Genomic DNA, 16,310 nt, shown 5'->3' with positions numbered 1-16,310 from the left:
AATCAGTTTCGTTCAGTTGCGTGACCCGCCTCACAAGGTTGGTTAGTCCCACTAAGTGATACGTTGCGTGCACAACTGACTACGCGATGTCGGGAGGGGTCACCGATGACGCAACAGGCCGACTGGGACATCGTCACTGATGTCGGCATCACCGCGCTGGGCGTCGCCGCCGCGCGGGCGATCGAGAGCCACCGCGAGAACCGGCTGATGTCGGATCCGTACGCGGAGCTCTTCGTCGCCGCCGCGCGACCGCCGATGGCGATGCCGACAAACCCGAAGGAAACGACGCCGGACAGCCCGTGGTCGGCGATGGCCGACTATCTGGCCGTGCGGTCCCGGTACTTCGACGAGTTCTTCACCGCCGAGCCGACCGCCCAGGCCGTGCTGCTGGCCTCCGGCCTCGACGTGCGCGGCTACCGGCTGGACTGGCCGGACGAGGCCGTCGTGTACGAGCTGGACGTGCCGAAGGTGTTGCAGTTCAAGCAGAACGTGCTCGGCGATCACGGCGTCGCGGCCCGGATCGACGTCCGGCACGTCACCGTCGACCTGCGCGACGACTGGCCCACCGCGCTGCTGCGGGCCGGTTTCGACCAGTCCGCGCCGACCGCCTGGCTGGCCGAGGGACTGCTGCCGTTCCTGCCCGACGACGCCGTCGAGCGCCTGTTCGGCATCGTGGACCGGCTCTCGGCGCCCGGCAGCCGGTTCGCCATCGAGCACATCGACGCCGACATCCGACAACTGGCCACCGAGCCGCCGATGGCCGACATGTCCGAGCAGTTCGGCCTCAACGTCACCGACATGTGGCCCGAGGACAAGGTGTTCCCGCCGGTGCGATGGCTGGCCGACCACGGCTGGCGGGTCACCAGCACGCCCATCGGGCCGGTGGCCGAGGGCTACGGCCGGCCGCTCGGGCCGGGCAGTGTCGGCCTGCGGCACACCGTCCTGATCAGCGCTACCAAGGGGTAGGTCCGGGAGCGGTTGTGGTTCAGGTGTCCGCACCGCGCGGTTGTCGTTCGGGTGGGTGGTGGGTGGGTGGTTGCCGGCCTGCGTGGATGGTTGGCCAGTTCGCTTGGGTCGGGTGGGTGGTGGGGTTGGGTGGTTTGCTGGCGGTTTGGGTGTGGGGTTGGGTTTAGGGAAGGCTGTGGACTGGGGTGGGGCGGGCTCGGGTGGTTGTCTTGCCGTGGGGCGGGGTGGCGGGGGTGGGGTGGGGTTCGGGTGTCCGCACCGCGCGGTTGCCGTTGGCCAGGCGCGGTTGTGACTCGGGCGTCCGCACCGCGCGGTTGCCGTTAGCCGGCATGTCATTCCCCTGGCCGCGAGCGGCAGGCGCCGGTTGCCGAGCGGCCAGTGCACTTGCCCCGCACCGCCCCACGCCCTGTTCACCCCACCGCGCGTCATCGCCGTCGCACCGCCTCACGCTCCTTCCCCAGCCCGCCGCACATCGTCGTCGCCGGACCGCTACCAGCCCACCACAGCCAGGCCGGAAAGCGCTTGCCTGATTTTGTCACCCACACCGGTAATCCTTGCCCCACAACGGGAATCGATCACTTTGAGGCGGTAGAATCGGGGGTATGGAAGCGACCCTGACCGCCGACGCCGAGTGGTGGCGCATGGACGAGGGATCGCTGTGGGCCGCCGGCCGACAGAGCCAGGACCGGCTGCGCGCGGAGTACGTGCGACAGGTCGAACTGGTATCAGAGCTATGGAACCGCACCGCACAAGGCAAGGATGACCAGCGGGCGCTGGTGGCGGATCTGGCGGCGCGGTGGAAGATCACTCGGGCGGAGGCGCGGGATCTGCTGCGGCACGCGTTGCTGTTCCGCCGCCAAGGCATCCACGACGCGGCGCGGGCGGGGGTGCTCAGCAAGCAGCACCTGACCGTGCTGGACAAGACCCTGACCGAAGCGCCCGAGCCCGACCGGGACAAGGTCGAGGCGGAACTGCTGGACAAGGCGCGCGTGTTCGACGGGGCGGCGCTGCGGATGCTCGGGCAGCGGATCCTGCAGCTGCTCGACCAGGACGGCAAAGAGCCCGACGACCCCGACCTGGCCGAACCCGACCGCGAGTTCCACTACACGAACCGCAAAGACGGTTCCATGGTGTTTCGGGGCAAGCTCGACCCGGAAAGCGGCGCACAGCTGGAAGCGATGCTCAGCACGCTGGCCAAGCCGGCCTCCGCTGACGACACCCGCACCACCGCGCAACGTCAGGGCGACGCCCTCGCCGAGATCATCGACCTCGCCGCCGGCAGCGACAGCCTGCCCGACGAGGGCGGCGAGAAGCCCCACCTCGCCCTGACCATGCCGCTGGCGGACTTCCTCGCTCAGCGGGGCACCGCCGAGATGGACGGGTCGGGGCCGCTCAACGCCGCCTCCGCCCGGCGAATCGGCTGCGACAGCACCGTTCTGCGCGTGGTGCTGGGTGCCCAGTCGCAGCCACTCGACATCGGCCGTGCCACCCGGACGATTCCCCATCAGATCCGCCGGGCGTTGATCATCCGAGACCGGGGATGCGCCTTCCCCGGCTGTCATCGAAGACCACGCCAATGTCACGCCCACCACGTGATCCACTGGGCAGACGGCGGACCCACCAGCATGGACAACCTCGTCCTGCTCTGCGGACAACATCATCGACTGATCCACCACAGCCACTGGTCAGTCACGATCAACGACGGGGCACCGGAATTCGGGTGGGCGGCAGCCTAGCTAGGTGACGGCTGCCCACGAACCGAACCCCGTCCGGCAAGCAGCAACGACCATCTCGTCGGAGAAACACGGCCTAAGCCCGGTAGTGCGCGACTCCGTCCACTATGGACGTGTGCAGGCGGCCGTCCCGCACCAGAACGTCCAGGTGGGCCGAGGTCTCGCCGATCGCCAGCATCTTGTTGAAACCGTCCATCTCGGACAGTTTGCGGTTGTGCCGGGTCCAGCCCATCCGGCCGGCCACCTCCGCCGCGGTCGCCTCGTCCGCGCCGAGCGCCCGCTCGGTCTCGTCCAGGCGGCGGCGGTGGTGGTCCAGCAGCTCGTCCACCCGCACATGCGTGGAGTCGGCGACCGGGCCGTGCGCGGGCAGCAGGCGCATGTCGGGGTGCTCGCGGACCAGGCGCAGCGAGTCGAGGTAGTCCCCCAGCGGGAGCTCGCTCCGCACCAGCTCAAACCCGATCGACGGCGTGATGTGCGGCAGGATGTGGTCGCCCGCGAACAGCAGCGACGACTCGGGGTCCAGGAACACCACGTGGCCGGCGGTGTGCCCCGGCGTCGGCAGTGCCCGCAGCGTCCGGCTGTTCAGGCGGATCTCCGTGGCCCCCCGGATCCACTCGTCCGGCTGCTCGTAGTCGTCCTGCCGGCCCCGACCAGCGGCCTTCTTCATGCCCTCGCGCATCCGGTCGGCCATGTCCCTGGCGCCCCAGCGCACCAGGTCGTTCAGCTGGCCCTCCACCCGCCCGGCCAGGATCGCCTCCAGCGACGGCTGCTCGCCGACGCCCAGGCTGACCCTCGTGCCGAACGTCCGGCGCAGCTGCACACCCAGCGTGTAGTGGTCGCGGTGCACGTGCGTCACCAGGAACCGGCTGATGCTCTCGAAGCCGTGCCCGATCGCGCCCAGCGCCTGCTCCAACCGCTCGCGGGCCTCCTCCAGCGCCCACCCCGAGTCGATCAGCACCAGCTCGTCGCCGTCCGCCACCGCGTACACGTTCACCGCGCGCAGGCCGTCATTGGGCAGCGGCAGCGGAATCCGGTAGACCCCAGGCGCCACCTCGAACGCCCCGGGCTCCATCCACGCCGACCGAGCCTCAGCGATATCAGTTGCCAAAGCCAACCTCCCTTTTCGGGAGTGTGCCACAGGGGCCCGGCCGGCCTCTTGCGGCTGTGACGGATCTCCGTGTAGGTCTACGGGGAAACCACTCCCACAACGACGTCGGGTCGCCGCCGGGCTCGGGGTGGAGGAACTACATGACCGGCTCGATCTCGCGGCGCTCCTTCGGGCGTCTGGCGGTGCTGACGGGCGGTGCGCTGGCGGCTGCCACCGGCACCGCCTCGGCAGCGGCCACCGACTGGTCGAAGGCGGTGGTGGACTCGACCATCGCCCGCAACCCGGATCCGAAGTCGCTGGGCGGCTGGGGGTACACGCAGGGCCTGTTCCTGTACGCCACGTACCTCGTCTACCAGCGGCTGCGCACGCCGTCGTACCTGGCGTACATCAAGAAGTGGGTGGACTACTCGGTCGACGGCAGCGGCCACATCAGCGACTCGTTCAACAGCCTGGACTCGATGCAGGCCGGCAACCTGCTGCTGATCCTGCACCAGGAGACCGGCGACAGCCGATACCAGAAGGCGGCGCAGCAGATCCGCGCCCGGGTCACGAACTACCCCCGGACGAGCGACGGGGCGATGTGGCACTCCACGTCGTTCACCCAGCAGCTGTGGTGCGACGGCCTGTACATGGCCCAGCCGTTCATCGCCCGCTACGGCCAGCGGTACAACGACCAGACGTACTGCTTCCAGGAGGCCACCCACAACCTGACCACCTACTTCGGGCACCTGACCTCGCCGACCGGGCTGCTGTTCCACGCCTACTCGGCCGACGGCAAGGCGTCGTGGGCCAACAAGACCACCCACACCTCGCCGTACTTCTGGGCCCGGGCGATCGGCTGGGTGGCGCTGGCCCACTTCGACGTGCTGGACGTGCTGCCGGCCAACGACTCCCGCCGGGCCGCGCTGGTCAAGAACATCCAGCAGCTGGTCAACGCCTTCGTGAAGTACCAGGACCCGGCCACCGGCCGCTGGTTCCAGATAGTCGACAAGGGCTCGGATCCGAACAACTGGACCGAGACCTCCGCCTCCTCGATGTTCACCTACGCCATCTCCCGGGCCGTCCGCGCCGGCTACGTGTCGTCGAGCCTGCAAGCCGCGGCCCAGAAGGGCTACCAGGGCGTGCTGGCCAAGGTCACCCTGGGCTCGGACGGCCGAGCCAACATCGCCGACATCTGCCCCGGCACCGGCGTGACCGGCTCACTGTCCGGCTACTACAGCCGCCCACGCACCACCAACGACCAGCACGGCCTGGGCACCTTTTTGCTGATGAACGAGGAAATGAACCGGTCGTGACACCACTCCGTTGACCTGCGGCGATCCCCATCGCCGCAGGTCAACGGCGAACGACTCAGGGTTTGCGCGCCACTGCTCCGGCGATGCACTGGGCGGCGAGACTGGCCGGAGCCAGCCTGGGGCCGTCGGGCCACCACGCGTCGCAGGCGACGATGCCCGGACCGGTGGTGGCGTTGGGCTGGATGATCTCCAGGCCGCTCAGGATCTCCGCCAGTTCCGCCGTGCTTCGGAACCGGCCGGCGCCCAGCGGACCGCTGAGCATCACCTGTTCGATCTTCTTCGCGACCTGGGTGGCCTCGTTCTCCGGGTCGAGGAAGTGGCTGAAGACCACGTAGGAGCCCGACGGCAGGGCGTCGACGTACTGGCGCATCACCTCGGGCGCGTGCTGGCCCTCAAGGTGATGCAGGGTGGCGACATGGAGCAGCACGAGCGGCTGGGAGAAGTCGACGTGCCGCTGGATGGTGGGATCGGTCAACACGGTCTGCGACTGGAAGACGTCCGCCTCGACCATGTGGACGAAATCGTTCTCCTCCAGCAGCGCCCGTCCATGCGCGAGGACGACGGGATCGTTGTCCACGTAGACCACGGTCGCGTCCGGCCGGGTGCGCTGCACGATCTGGTGGGTGTTCTCCGAGGTCGGCAACCCGGAACCGCAGTCGATGTACTGCTCGATGGCAGTCTGGGTGGCGAGGAATCGACACGCGCGGCCGAGGAAGCGGCGGTTGGCGCGGGCGATGTCGACCGCCTCGGGGGCCACCGCGTTGATCTTCTCCATCACCGCGCGGTCGACGTCGTAGACGTTCTTGCCGCCGAGGAAGCCGTCGTAGATCCGGGCGATGCTGGGCCGGGCCGGATCCACTCCGACCGGAACTTGGCTGGGTGACAGGGGCGGCGTCCCGGACATGGCTTCCTCACGTCAGATCAGGTCAACGACCGGGCCAGCGTATTGCTCGTGCGCTCACGGACTCCGGCCGCGGTCCCGTTTCACTCGATCAGGCGATCACGCAGTCGCCGCACGCGTCGTCGAGGCGGCGCAGGGACTGGATGGCGCGGGCCGGATCGGGCGGACAATGGCCGGCGTGGAGGTCCTGGACAGAGAATTGGCGAAGGTGCGGCTCTGGCTGGCCGGCGAGCTCTCGGGCAAGGTCGCCGGGCCGAACGCCGACGAGGTGCGCCACCGGATCATGGCGACGCCGGGGCCGCGGTGGTTCGGCCCGGACCGGCCGATCCGGCAGGTGCACGGCGACGCGGCCATCTTCATCGGCGGCCTGCGAGCCTTGTTGCTGCAGTCGCTGCATCCGCTGGCGATGGCGGCGGTCGACGCGCACTCCGGCTATCGAGGTGATCCGTGGGGACGGTTGCAGCGCACCAGCGCCTTTCTGGCCACGACCACGTACGGCACCGCCGAGGACGCCACGCGGGCCGTCGCCACCGTCCGCGGGGTGCACCGGCGTGTGCGCGGCACGACGCCCGACGGACGGCCTTACGCCGCCTCGGATCCGCACCTGCTGGAGTGGGTGCACGTGGCCGAGGTGGACAGTTTTCTGCGTTGCCACCAGCGCTACGGCTCCGTGCCGCTGGATGAGGCCGGCGCCGACGGCTACGTGGCCGACATGGCCCGGATCGCGGTCGAGCTCGGCGTGCCCGATCCGCCGCGCAGCCGGGCCGAGCTGGCCGAGCGGTTACGGGCGTTCCGCCCGGAGCTGGCCGGCACGCCGCAGGCCCGCGCCGCGGCCCGGTTCCTGATCTTCAACGCTCCCCTGCCGTTGCCGGCGCGGCCGGCCTACGGGGTCCTGGCCGCGGCCTCCGTGGCGATGCTGCCCGGTTGGGCGCGGTGGCCGCTGCGCCTGCCCTACCTGCCGTTGACCGAGGCGACCGCGGTCCGCGCCGGCGGCCACACGCTGGTCGGCGCCCTGCGCTGGATCATGGAGACGCCGCGCGAACACGCGTGACCCGGTTCACGCCATAGCTGAGTAGCAAAAATATACCCAGAGGCGTAGCGTCGATCCCGACGGCGATCCGGTGGCGGACCGCCGACCTGGGACAAGGGGAAGACCATGGACATCAAGGGATCCGTCGCACTGGTCACCGGGGCCAACCGGGGTATCGGGCTCGCCTTCGCCCGCGCGCTGCTGGCCCACGGCGCGGCCAAGGTCTACGCCGGCGTGCGGGACCCGGCGACGATCACCGACCCCGATCTCGTGCCGCTGCGGCTGGACGTCACCAACCCCGACCTCGTGGCCGTCGCGGCGGCGCAGGCCGGCGATGTCGACATCGTCATCAACAACGCCGGCATCGGCGCCCCCGGCGACCTCATGACCGCCTCCTTCGACGACGCGCGGCGGATCATGGAGGTCAACTATCTCGGCACCTGGGCCGTGTCCCGGGCCTTCGCGCCGATCCTCGCCCGCAACGGCGGCGGGGCGCTGGTCAACATGCTGTCCCTGGCCTCCTGGGCCGGCCGCCCGGCGCTGCCCGCCTACGCCGCCTCCAAGGCCGCCCAGTGGTCGCTCACCCAGGCCTTCCGCGCCGGCCTCGCCGAGCAGGGCACGCTGGTGGTCGGCGTGCACGCCGGCTTCGTGGAAACCGACCTGAGCGCCTGGACCGACGCGCCGAAGATCACCGCCGAGGACGTGGCCGAGCAGACCATGCAGGCGCTGCTGGACAACCGGGTCGAGGTGCTGGCCGACGAGGGGACCCGGCAGCTCAAGGCGTCCCTGTCACAGCCCCTGGACGCGGTGACGGCGCGATGAAACACACCTGAGTGGCTCACTTGGTCGCTGGAACCAAGTGAGCCACTCACGTGCTGGCGCGGGTCAGATGTTGCGGCGGTACTGGCCGCCGACCTCGAAAAACGCCTCGGTGATCTGGCCGAGGGTGCAGACCCGGGCGGCGTCCATCAGCACGGCGAAGACGTTCTCGCCACTGGTGGCGGCGGCCCGCAGCCGGGCCAGGGCGTCGGCGGCGTCGGAGCGGTGGCGCTGCTGGAAGTCCAGGGTGCGCGACACCTGGGACTCCTTCTCCTGCTCGGTGGCGCGGGCCAGCTCGATCTCCACCGGGCCCTCGTCGGCGTGCGGGGCGAGGAAGGTGTTGACGCCGATCAGGGGCAGGTCGCCGCTGTGCTTGCGCTGCTCGTACAGCATCGACTCGTCCTGGATGCGGCCCCGCTGGTAACCGGTCTCCATGGCGCCGAGCACGCCGCCGCGCTCGGAGATGCGGTCGAACTCGGCCAGCACGGCCTCCTCGACCAGGTCGGTGAGCTCGTCGATGACGAACGAGCCCTGCAACGGGTTCTCGTTCATCGACAGGCCCCACTCCTTGTTGATGATGAGCTGGATGGCCATGGCCCGGCGCACGGAGCTCTCGGTCGGAGTGGTGACAGCCTCGTCGTAGGCGTTGGTGTGCAAGCTGTTGCAGTTGTCGTACAACGCGCACAGGGCCTGCAGCGTGGTGCGGATGTCGTTGAAGTTCATCTCCTGCGCGTGCAGCGAGCGCCCCGAGGTCTGCACGTGGTACTTGAACTTCTGCGAACGGTCGTTGGCGCCGTAGCGGTCCCGCATGGCCACGGCCCAGATCCGCCGCGCGACCCGGCCGATCACGCTGTACTCGGCGTCCATGCCGTTGGAGAAGAAGAACGACAGGTTGGCCGCGAAGTCGTCGATGTCCATGCCGCGGGCCAGGTACGACTCCACGTAGGTGAAGCCGTTGGCCAGGGTGAAGGCGAGCTGGCTGATCGGGTTGGCCCCGGCCTCGGCGATGTGGTAGCCGGAGATCGACACCGAGTAGAAGTTGCGCACCTTGTTGGCGATGAACCATTCCTGGATGTCGGCCATCATGCGCAGGCTGAACTCGGTGGAGAAGATGCAGGTGTTCTGGCCCTGGTCCTCCTTGAGGATGTCGGCCTGCACGGTGCCGCGCACGTTGGCCAGCGCCCACGCCCGCAGCTCAGCGGCCTCCTCGTCCGACGGCTCCCGCCCGTGCTCGTCCCGGAAGACGTCGACGCGCTGGTCGATGGCGGTGTTGAGGAAGTAGGCCAGGATCGTCGGCGCGGGGCCGTTGATCGTCATCGACACCGACGTGGTCGGCGAGGTCAGGTCGAAGCCGCCGTAGAGGGTTTTCATGTCCTCCAGCGAGGCGATCGACACGCCGGAGGTGCCGATCTTGCCGTAGACGTCCGGCGGGGTGTCGGGGTCGCGGCCGTAGAGCGTCACCGAGTCGAACGCGGTGGACAGCCGGGTCGCCGCCGAGCCCTCGGACAACAGCTTGAACCGCTTGTTGGTGCGGAAGGCGTCGCCCTCGCCGGCGAACATGCGGGCCGGGTCCTCGCCGTCCCGCTTGAACGGGAAAACACCGGCGGTGTAAGGGAATCGGCCGGGCAGGTTCTCCCTGCGCAGCCACCGCAGCAGGGTGCCCTCGTCGTCGAAGCTGGGCAGGCTGACCCGGCGCACCTTGTTGCCGGACAGCGTCTCCCGGGTCAGCGCGGTGCGGATCTCCTTGTCCCGCACGGTGAACACCAGCTCGTCACCGGAGTACTGCTCGACCGTGCGCGGCCAGTCGGCCAGCAGGTCGGCGCTGTCCCGGTCCACCTTTCGCTCGCTGGCCGCCACCAGCTCGGCGATGTCCGAAGTGGACTTGTCGGCGGCGTCCAGGGCCTTCTGCGCGGCGACCAGGTGGCCATGCTTGCGGACCGCGTCGACCTGCGCTGAAGTCCGCTTGTGGTACGTGCGAACGGTTTCGGCGATGTCGGCGAGGTAGCGGGCCCGCGCCGCCGGCACGATGGTCGACGCCGAGGTGGACACCTTGCCCTCGACGATCGGCAGCACGCCCGGCTCGAATCCCAGCTCTGCCACCAGATGCTGGTAGAGCGCGGTGACGCCGTCGTCGTTGAAGGTGGCGGCGCTGGTGCCGTAGACCGGCATGTCCTGCCAGGTGAAGCCGAACGCCTCACGGTTGCGCACCAGCTGGCGGGCCACGTCCCGGCGGGCGTCCTCGGCGCCGCGGCGCTCGAACTTGTTGATCGCCACCGCGTCGGCGAAGTCCAGCATGTCGATCTTCTCCAGCTGCGACGCGGCGCCGAACTCCGGCGTCATCACGTACAGCGAGTGGTCGACGAAGGGCACGATCGCGGCGTCGCCCTGGCCGATGCCCGGGGTCTCCACGACGACCAGGTCCGCGCCGGCGGCCTTGCAGGCCAGGATGGCGTCGGCCAGCCCGTCCGGCACCTCGGCCCCAGCCCGGCGGGTCGCCATGGAGCGGAAGAACACCCGCTCGCGGTCCAAACAGTTCATCCGGATCCGGTCGCCCAGCAGCGCGCCACCGCCGCGACGGCGGGTCGGGTCCACGGCCAGCACCGCGATGTGCAGCTTGTCCTGCTGGTCCAGGCGGAACCGGCGGACCAGCTCGTCGGTCAGCGAGGACTTGCCGGAGCCGCCGGTGCCGGTGATGCCCAGCACCGGCACCCGCCGGTCGCCGACCGCGTCGGTCATGGCCGACCGCAGCGAGTCGGGCAGCCGGCCGGCCTCGATCACCGTGATGGCCCGGGCAAGCACGTCCTGCGCCCCCGTGAACAGGCCGTCCCAGCTGGCCGGGACCTGCGTGGACAGGTCGTGGTCGCAGGCCTCGACCATGGTGTTGATCATCGCCGCGAGGCCCATGTGCTGGCCGTCGGCCGGCGAGAAGATGTGCGCCACGCCCCGGGAGTGCAGCAGCTCGATCTCCCGCGGCACGATCACGCCGCCCCCGCCGCCGTAGACCTTGACGTGGCCCGCGCCGCGCTCGCCCAGCAGCTGCACCAGGTAGGTGAAGTACTCGACGTGGCCGCCCTGGTAGGCGCTGATCGCCACGCCCTGGGCGTCCTCCTGGATCGCCGCCGTGACGACCTCGTCCACGGACCGGTTGTGGCCCAGGTGGATCACCTCGGCGCCCTGCGACTGCAGGATCCGCCGCATGATGTTGATCGCGGCGTCGTGCCCGTCGAACAGGCTGGCGGCGGTGATGAACCGGACCGGGTTGCTCGGCTGGTGGAGAGCAACTGCTCCGCTCACTGCAGCACCTCGCTAGCGCTCGGTGTCCGCGTTCGCGGACGCTCTGCGTTGAATGGTTCGCTCGCAAGCTCGCTCACTGGGACTCCTCGGGGGTGGCCTCCCAAATACTTTGCCTTCCTACTATCGGGAGTGCAACTAACTGGGGATGCGGCCCCGCTCACATGACGGCGCGACCTGGGCAAATCCGACCCAACCGGCAACCCGGGTTAACAGCGTTCATCCATCCGGCGACCGGCACGCTGCGGTTATCGGTTGAGGCTGTTGATCTCGGCCGGCCGGCCGTAGGGTCGCAGACCGGGTGCCGCCACACCCGTGACCGCGACGAATTCGAGGAGATCGCTATGCGGGTGAGCAAGGTGGCGGTGGCGGTGCTGGCGCTGGCGGGGTTGACCGCCGGGACCGCGACGGCCGACGGCACGGGATCGCTGCGGCTGTCCGAGGCAACCACCGTGGGCATCCACAACACCTACGACACCGCCGCCTACCAGTACCTGGCCCAGTCGCTGGACGCCGGCGCCAACCTGGTCGAGCTGGACGCGTGGTTCAACGTCTTCACGCACAAGTGGAACGTCAGCCACAGCAACCCGATCGGCAGCGACAACAACTGCGTGCAGGCCAAGACGCCGACCGCCAACCTGTACACCGGCACGCGCAACCAGAACCTGAACGACTGCCTGGACGACATCAACGTCTGGCTGGGCCAGCACCCGAACGCCGGGCCGCTGACCGTGAAGATCGAGCTCAAGGCCGGCTTCGACGCCACCATCGGCATGGGCCCGGCCAGCCTCGACAGCTACGTGCAGAACAGCCTGGGCAGCCGGGTGTTCCGGCCGGTCGACCTGCTCGGCTCGTACCCGACGCTGGACGACGCGGCCAAGGCCAACAACTGGCCGACCCGGGCCTCGATGGCCGGCAAGGTCCTGGTGGAGATCATCCCGGGCACGGTCGAGGAGCAGAACCCGACCGACCACCTGTGGACCGACGTCGAGTACGCCCAGTACCTCAAGGGCCTCGCCGCCAGCGGCAACCTGGCCCAGGCGCAGATCTTCCCGGCCGTGCACAACGCCGCCGCCGGCGACCCGCGCACCCGCTACACCGACACCACCCTGCGGCCCTGGTTCGTCGTCTTCGACGGCGACGCCAGCGGCTACATCGACGGCGGCATCGACACCTCGTTCTACGTCAACAACCACTACTACCTGATCATGACCGACGCCGAGAACGTCAAGCCGGCCATCGACGACGTCAACCCGACCGTGCAGCAGGCCCAGGACCGGGTCGCGCTGATGGCCAGCAAGGGCGCCAGCGTCGTCGGCACCGACTGGCGGCAGCTGACCACCGTGCTGCCCGAGGTACTCCCCCGCGGCTGACGGTGTCGCCACGTGCGCGCTCTTCGCTCGCGTTCCGACACCACGCGAAGAGCGCGCACGTGACACTGTTCACCGGCCGGGCCCCTAGTGGTGGATCCGATCGGCGGTGACGGTCCCGTACCGTCGGTTGGGGCCGACGGGACGGGGGTGCCGTGGACAACGAGGTGAATGCCGACGCCATAGGCAATGTCGTGCAGTCCGGGGTCATTCACGGTGACGTGCACGTGCACGGAACGGTCAGCCCGGATCGACCGCCGCGACCGCGTCAATTGCTGCCCGCGCCAATGCATTTCACCGGCCGACGGCCTGAGCTGACCGCGTTGGACGAGATGCTGGCCGAGGCGCAGGCGGGCGATTTTCCGCTGGTTGTCGTGCTGACCGGGCCGGGCGGCGTGGGCAAGACGGCGCTCGCGCTGCACTGGGCGCACGCCATGCGGAATCGTTTCCCGGACGGCGAACTCCATGCCGATCTGGCCGGATTCGGTGGCTCCGAACCGATGTCGCCGCGGGAAATCCTCAGCGGGTTTCTCCGCACGATGGGTGTTGATCCGCAACAGATCCCGGTCGGCCTGTCGGAGCAGGCGGCGTTGTTCCGCACCATGACGGCCGACCGTTCGCTGCTGCTGTGCCTGGACGACGCCTTCTCCGCAGCCCAGGTCAGGTTGGCGTTGCCGGCGTCGCCGGGTTGCGCCGTGATCGTCACCAGCAGACACCGGCTGCCCGGGCTCGCCGCGGACGGGGCCCGGGTCCTCGAGGTCGAGCCGCTCACGTCCGCCACCGCGGTCCAGCTGTTGGCCAGGACGATCGGCGACGACCGCGTGGACCGCCAACCCGAGCAGGCGCAGAGCCTGGTGGACCTGTGCGGCGGCCTGCCGATCGCAGTCCGGGTCGCGGCGGCGCGGCTCGCGACCAGACCGAAGTGGTCGGTGGCCAGGGTGGTGACGGAGCTGTCCGACGAGCGACGTCGGCTGGACGCGCTGTCCGCCCCAGGCCAGGTGTCCGTGCTGGCCAGTTTCGACCTGTCGTACCGGGCGCTGTCGGACACCGCGGCGACGCTCTACCGGCGGCTGGCGTTGCAGCCCGGCATCGAGTTCGGCGTCGGGCCGGCTTGCGCGGTGCTGACGGACGCGGATCCGGCCGTGGCCCGGAATCTGCTCGGCGAGCTGGTGGAGGTGAGCATGGTGGAGGAAGTCGGCGAGGACCGGTTCCGGCTGCACGACCTGCTTCGGCTGCACGCCCGCCAGCAATGCGCCCGGCACGACGCCGACGACGACCGGACGTCGGCCCTGCAGGCCGTCGTGGAGTGGTATCTCGCCGCGGCGAGCCGCGCCGACCATCTCGTGAGCCCGACCCGCCGCCGGCTGCCGTACGCGTTCGCCGCCGAGCCGACCGAACTGCCGGATCTCGGTGGTCGGGAAGAGGCCCTGGACTGGCTGGACGACGAGCGGGTCAACCTGATCGCGGCCGGCCGGGCGGCGATGGAGCAGAGCTGGGCGGAACTCGCCTGGCAGCTGTCTGACGTGATGTGGCCACTGCTGTTGCACCGCAAGCACTATCTCGACCGGCTGGAGATCGACCGGCGTGGTGTGGCCGCCGCCCGGGCGTGGGGCAATGTCTTCGCCGAGGCGGACATGCTCAAGCGGCTCGGCCAGGTGAGCGTCGTGCTTGGCCGGCGCGAAGAGGCCGAGCAGTGCTTTCGGCAGTCGATGGCGCGGGCGGAGTCGATCGACGACCAGCGCGGTGTCGCCGATGCCCAGGAAGGGCTCGCGCTGCTGCACCTGAAGACCGGGCAGCCGGAGGTGGCGATCACCGAGTTCGAGGCGCTGGTGGTGACGAACCGTCGGCTGGGCGCGGCCCGTTCGCTGGGGCTGACCCTGATCAACCTCGGCGCCGCGCTGTCCGCCGCCGGCCGCCATCATGCGGCGCTGGACGTGCTCGCCGAGGCGCCGGCGGTGTTCGCCGGGCTAAAGGTTCCCGATCCCTACAACGAAGCGAGGATCCTCGTGGCCCAGGGACAGGCTTGCGCGGGTGCGGGGGACACGGACCTGGCCCACGAGATCGCCACGCGTGCCCTGGTCGAGCTGACGGCCCTCGGCTCCCCGGCTGGGGTGGCTGAGAGCCACGAGGTGCTCGCCGACGTCGCGTGGCAGCGCGGCGACGCCGACGACGCGGTCGAGCATCTCCGTGCCGCGGTCGAGACCTTCACGACGCTGCGGTCGTGGCGACTGCCCGCGGCACGGAGCAGACTCAACGAGCTGACCACATCGCGTGCAACGCGAGAGCCAGATCGTCCACAAGAGACGGACACAGGCGAAGCGTGAATGTCACGCCGTCCCGGGAGGCGACCAGAATTCCCTTGTCGGGAAAGATGAACAGGACGATTCCAGCCGGGTGGTCGACCAGCGTTCGGCGCGCGAGGCCGCGCGCGAAATCCTCGTCGGACGCCTCGCCGATGAGCACGTCCGCCAGGTCCGCGAGTCCATCGTGGACAGTGCAGAGCAGGGTGCCGTCCATGGCCCGGCGCACCGTCACCACCGGCCCGGGTCCGGCACCGGCACGGCTTCGACGGCGCGATGTCGACCGGGCGCTGTCATGCCGAGCAGTCGGTACAGCTGCTCCTGCAAGGCGGTAACGGCGGTGCCCGGCCGGGACGTGAGGCGGCCGGCCACCTTCGCGCCCACTTCCCGCGCACGGCGCCGAGCAAGGTCCAACTGCGGAGCCAACGGCTCCGCTGCCGCCAGCCGGACGGCCGTCGCCGACAGCACCTCCTGGGCCGAGCCCGCGGAGTGCACGGCTTGCAGCGACTGGTCGGTGAGCAGGACCGGGCAGCCGATCGCGGCGGCGTAGACCGGAACGGAACCGTGATCGCCCACCAGGTAGTCGGCCGCGACGACCACCGCCCGCCAGTCCACCTCCGGCGGCACCAGCATGAGCCCGGCCTGGCGACTGTCCGCCAGCCACGCCCGCAACTGCCGCCGGCCGTGGCCGAACCAGACCGACGGGTGCATCAACGCGGCCAGCCGGTAGCGGTCGGTGGCCAGCGTGTCGTGCAGATGCGGCAGCAGATCACCGTTGCGGGCGAACAGCGAGTCCTGTCCCCAGGTCGACGCGACAACAACGAGTTCCTGGCCCGGTTGGACCCCCAGCGCCGCACGGTAGGCGTCCCGGCTCAGGACGCTGGCCGCGAGGCGGTCGTAGCAGATGTCGCCGACCACGACGGCCCGGTCGACCGCCGCCGGGCACTGCCGGCGCAGCAACTCCAGTTGGCTGTCATGGGACAGCGCCACGGCGTCCGTCAGCACGCGGCCGTTGTGGGTCAGCCGCTGGGCATCCAGCCCGTAGCTCACGGCGGACGCACCGGTGCCGTGCGTCTTGCCGTAACCGGCGCCGTGCGGCATCACCACAATCGGCGCGTGCAGTTCACGCAACCCGCCGTACGCGGCTGCGATGGCCAGGTCGAAGCGTTCCCGGACGGCCTGCTGCCAGGGCAGCACCACCCCTCCGGTGTTCCGCAGGAACTCGTCGACCCCGTTGCTGAACGCGTCCGGGCCCTGCGCGAACACGACTTGCACCCGTCGATCGGTTTCGATGGTTTCCACCGCCTCCAGCAGGCGCTGGCCGCTGGTGACGGTGTGGACGACGGCAAGCACGTCGCGGCAGCCCGAACGCGTGACCCAGCTGGACGCGTCGATGCCAACCGGCGCGCTCGACCATTCGGCGGCGAACATGTGTACCCCCTTGACGTTTCCCCGACTTCCCCACCACCAGCGTCACCATCACCGTTGACAGCGCAC

Annotated in this window: 12 protein-coding genes; 7 read left to right on the top strand and 5 right to left on the bottom strand. The window is 69.8% G+C overall.

Translation table 11 applies throughout. The features are described 5' to 3' along the window. Positions 1 to 105: 105 nt before the first annotated feature. Entirely contained in the window at positions 106 to 966 is an 861-nt protein-coding gene (locus JJ691_RS05110) for an SAM-dependent methyltransferase (protein WP_211767645.1), read from the top strand. 602 nt (positions 967 to 1,568) lie between these two features. After that, positions 1,569 to 2,702, top strand: a complete 1,134-nt coding sequence (locus JJ691_RS05105) for an HNH endonuclease signature motif containing protein (protein WP_211767644.1) — start codon at positions 1,569 to 1,571, stop codon at positions 2,700 to 2,702. A gap of 73 nt (positions 2,703 to 2,775) precedes the next feature. Here the strand turns inward: JJ691_RS05105 and JJ691_RS05100 are convergent, their stop codons facing one another. Continuing rightward, on the bottom strand, positions 2,776 to 3,771 hold the full coding sequence (locus JJ691_RS05100) for an MBL fold metallo-hydrolase (RefSeq protein ID WP_211771277.1): 996 nt from the start codon (positions 3,769 to 3,771) through the stop codon (positions 2,776 to 2,778). A gap of 176 nt (positions 3,772 to 3,947) precedes the next feature. Here JJ691_RS05100 and JJ691_RS05095 point away from each other — a divergent pair, with 176 nt between their 5' ends. After that, complete coding sequence (locus JJ691_RS05095; protein WP_211767643.1) at positions 3,948 to 5,102, top strand: glycoside hydrolase family 88/105 protein; 1,155 nt, start codon at positions 3,948 to 3,950, stop codon at positions 5,100 to 5,102. Positions 5,103 to 5,157: 55 nt separating this feature from the next. Here the strand turns inward: JJ691_RS05095 and JJ691_RS05090 are convergent, their stop codons facing one another. Next, entirely contained in the window at positions 5,158 to 6,006 is an 849-nt protein-coding gene (locus tag JJ691_RS05090) for an SAM-dependent methyltransferase (RefSeq protein WP_211767642.1), read from the bottom strand. A gap of 175 nt (positions 6,007 to 6,181) precedes the next feature. On the opposite strand from JJ691_RS05090, the gene JJ691_RS05085 reads away from it, so the two are divergent. Together JJ691_RS05085 and JJ691_RS05080 are read left to right on the top strand one after the other, a co-directional pair. After that, positions 6,182 to 7,054 (top strand): oxygenase MpaB family protein, encoded by an 873-nt coding sequence (locus tag JJ691_RS05085; protein ID WP_249227691.1) that lies wholly within the window; start codon positions 6,182 to 6,184, stop codon positions 7,052 to 7,054. A gap of 105 nt (positions 7,055 to 7,159) precedes the next feature. Continuing rightward, entirely contained in the window at positions 7,160 to 7,855 is a 696-nt protein-coding gene (locus tag JJ691_RS05080) for an SDR family oxidoreductase (protein WP_211767640.1), read from the top strand. 63 nt (positions 7,856 to 7,918) lie between these two features. Here JJ691_RS05080 and icmF read toward each other — a convergent pair whose 3' ends face one another. Continuing rightward, on the bottom strand, positions 7,919 to 11,146 hold the full coding sequence (gene icmF, locus JJ691_RS05075; RefSeq protein WP_211767639.1) for a fused isobutyryl-CoA mutase/GTPase IcmF: 3,228 nt from the start codon (positions 11,144 to 11,146) through the stop codon (positions 7,919 to 7,921). A gap of 341 nt (positions 11,147 to 11,487) precedes the next feature. On the opposite strand from icmF, the gene JJ691_RS05070 reads away from it, so the two are divergent. After that, complete coding sequence (locus tag JJ691_RS05070) at positions 11,488 to 12,516, top strand: phosphatidylinositol-specific phospholipase C domain-containing protein (protein ID WP_211767638.1); 1,029 nt, start codon at positions 11,488 to 11,490, stop codon at positions 12,514 to 12,516. A gap of 152 nt (positions 12,517 to 12,668) precedes the next feature. Continuing rightward, positions 12,669 to 14,837, top strand: coding sequence for a tetratricopeptide repeat protein (locus tag JJ691_RS05065; RefSeq protein ID WP_211767637.1), 2,169 nt, complete (start codon positions 12,669 to 12,671; stop codon positions 14,835 to 14,837). Here JJ691_RS05065 and JJ691_RS05060 read toward each other — a convergent pair. Next, positions 14,764 to 15,030, bottom strand: coding sequence for a hypothetical protein (locus tag JJ691_RS05060; protein WP_211767636.1), 267 nt, complete (start codon positions 15,028 to 15,030; stop codon positions 14,764 to 14,766). The two genes, JJ691_RS05065 and JJ691_RS05060, sit on opposite strands and share 74 nt — an antisense overlap. 14 nt (positions 15,031 to 15,044) lie before the next feature. Next, entirely contained in the window at positions 15,045 to 16,244 is a 1,200-nt protein-coding gene (locus JJ691_RS05055; protein WP_211767635.1) for a hypothetical protein, read from the bottom strand. Between the last annotated feature and the right edge of the window lie 66 nt (positions 16,245 to 16,310).

Source organism: Kutzneria sp. CA-103260 (genome assembly GCF_018263855.1).
GTDB lineage: Bacteria > Actinomycetota > Actinomycetes > Mycobacteriales > Pseudonocardiaceae > Kutzneria.
This window is presented reverse-complemented; position numbering and strand designations above follow the sequence as displayed.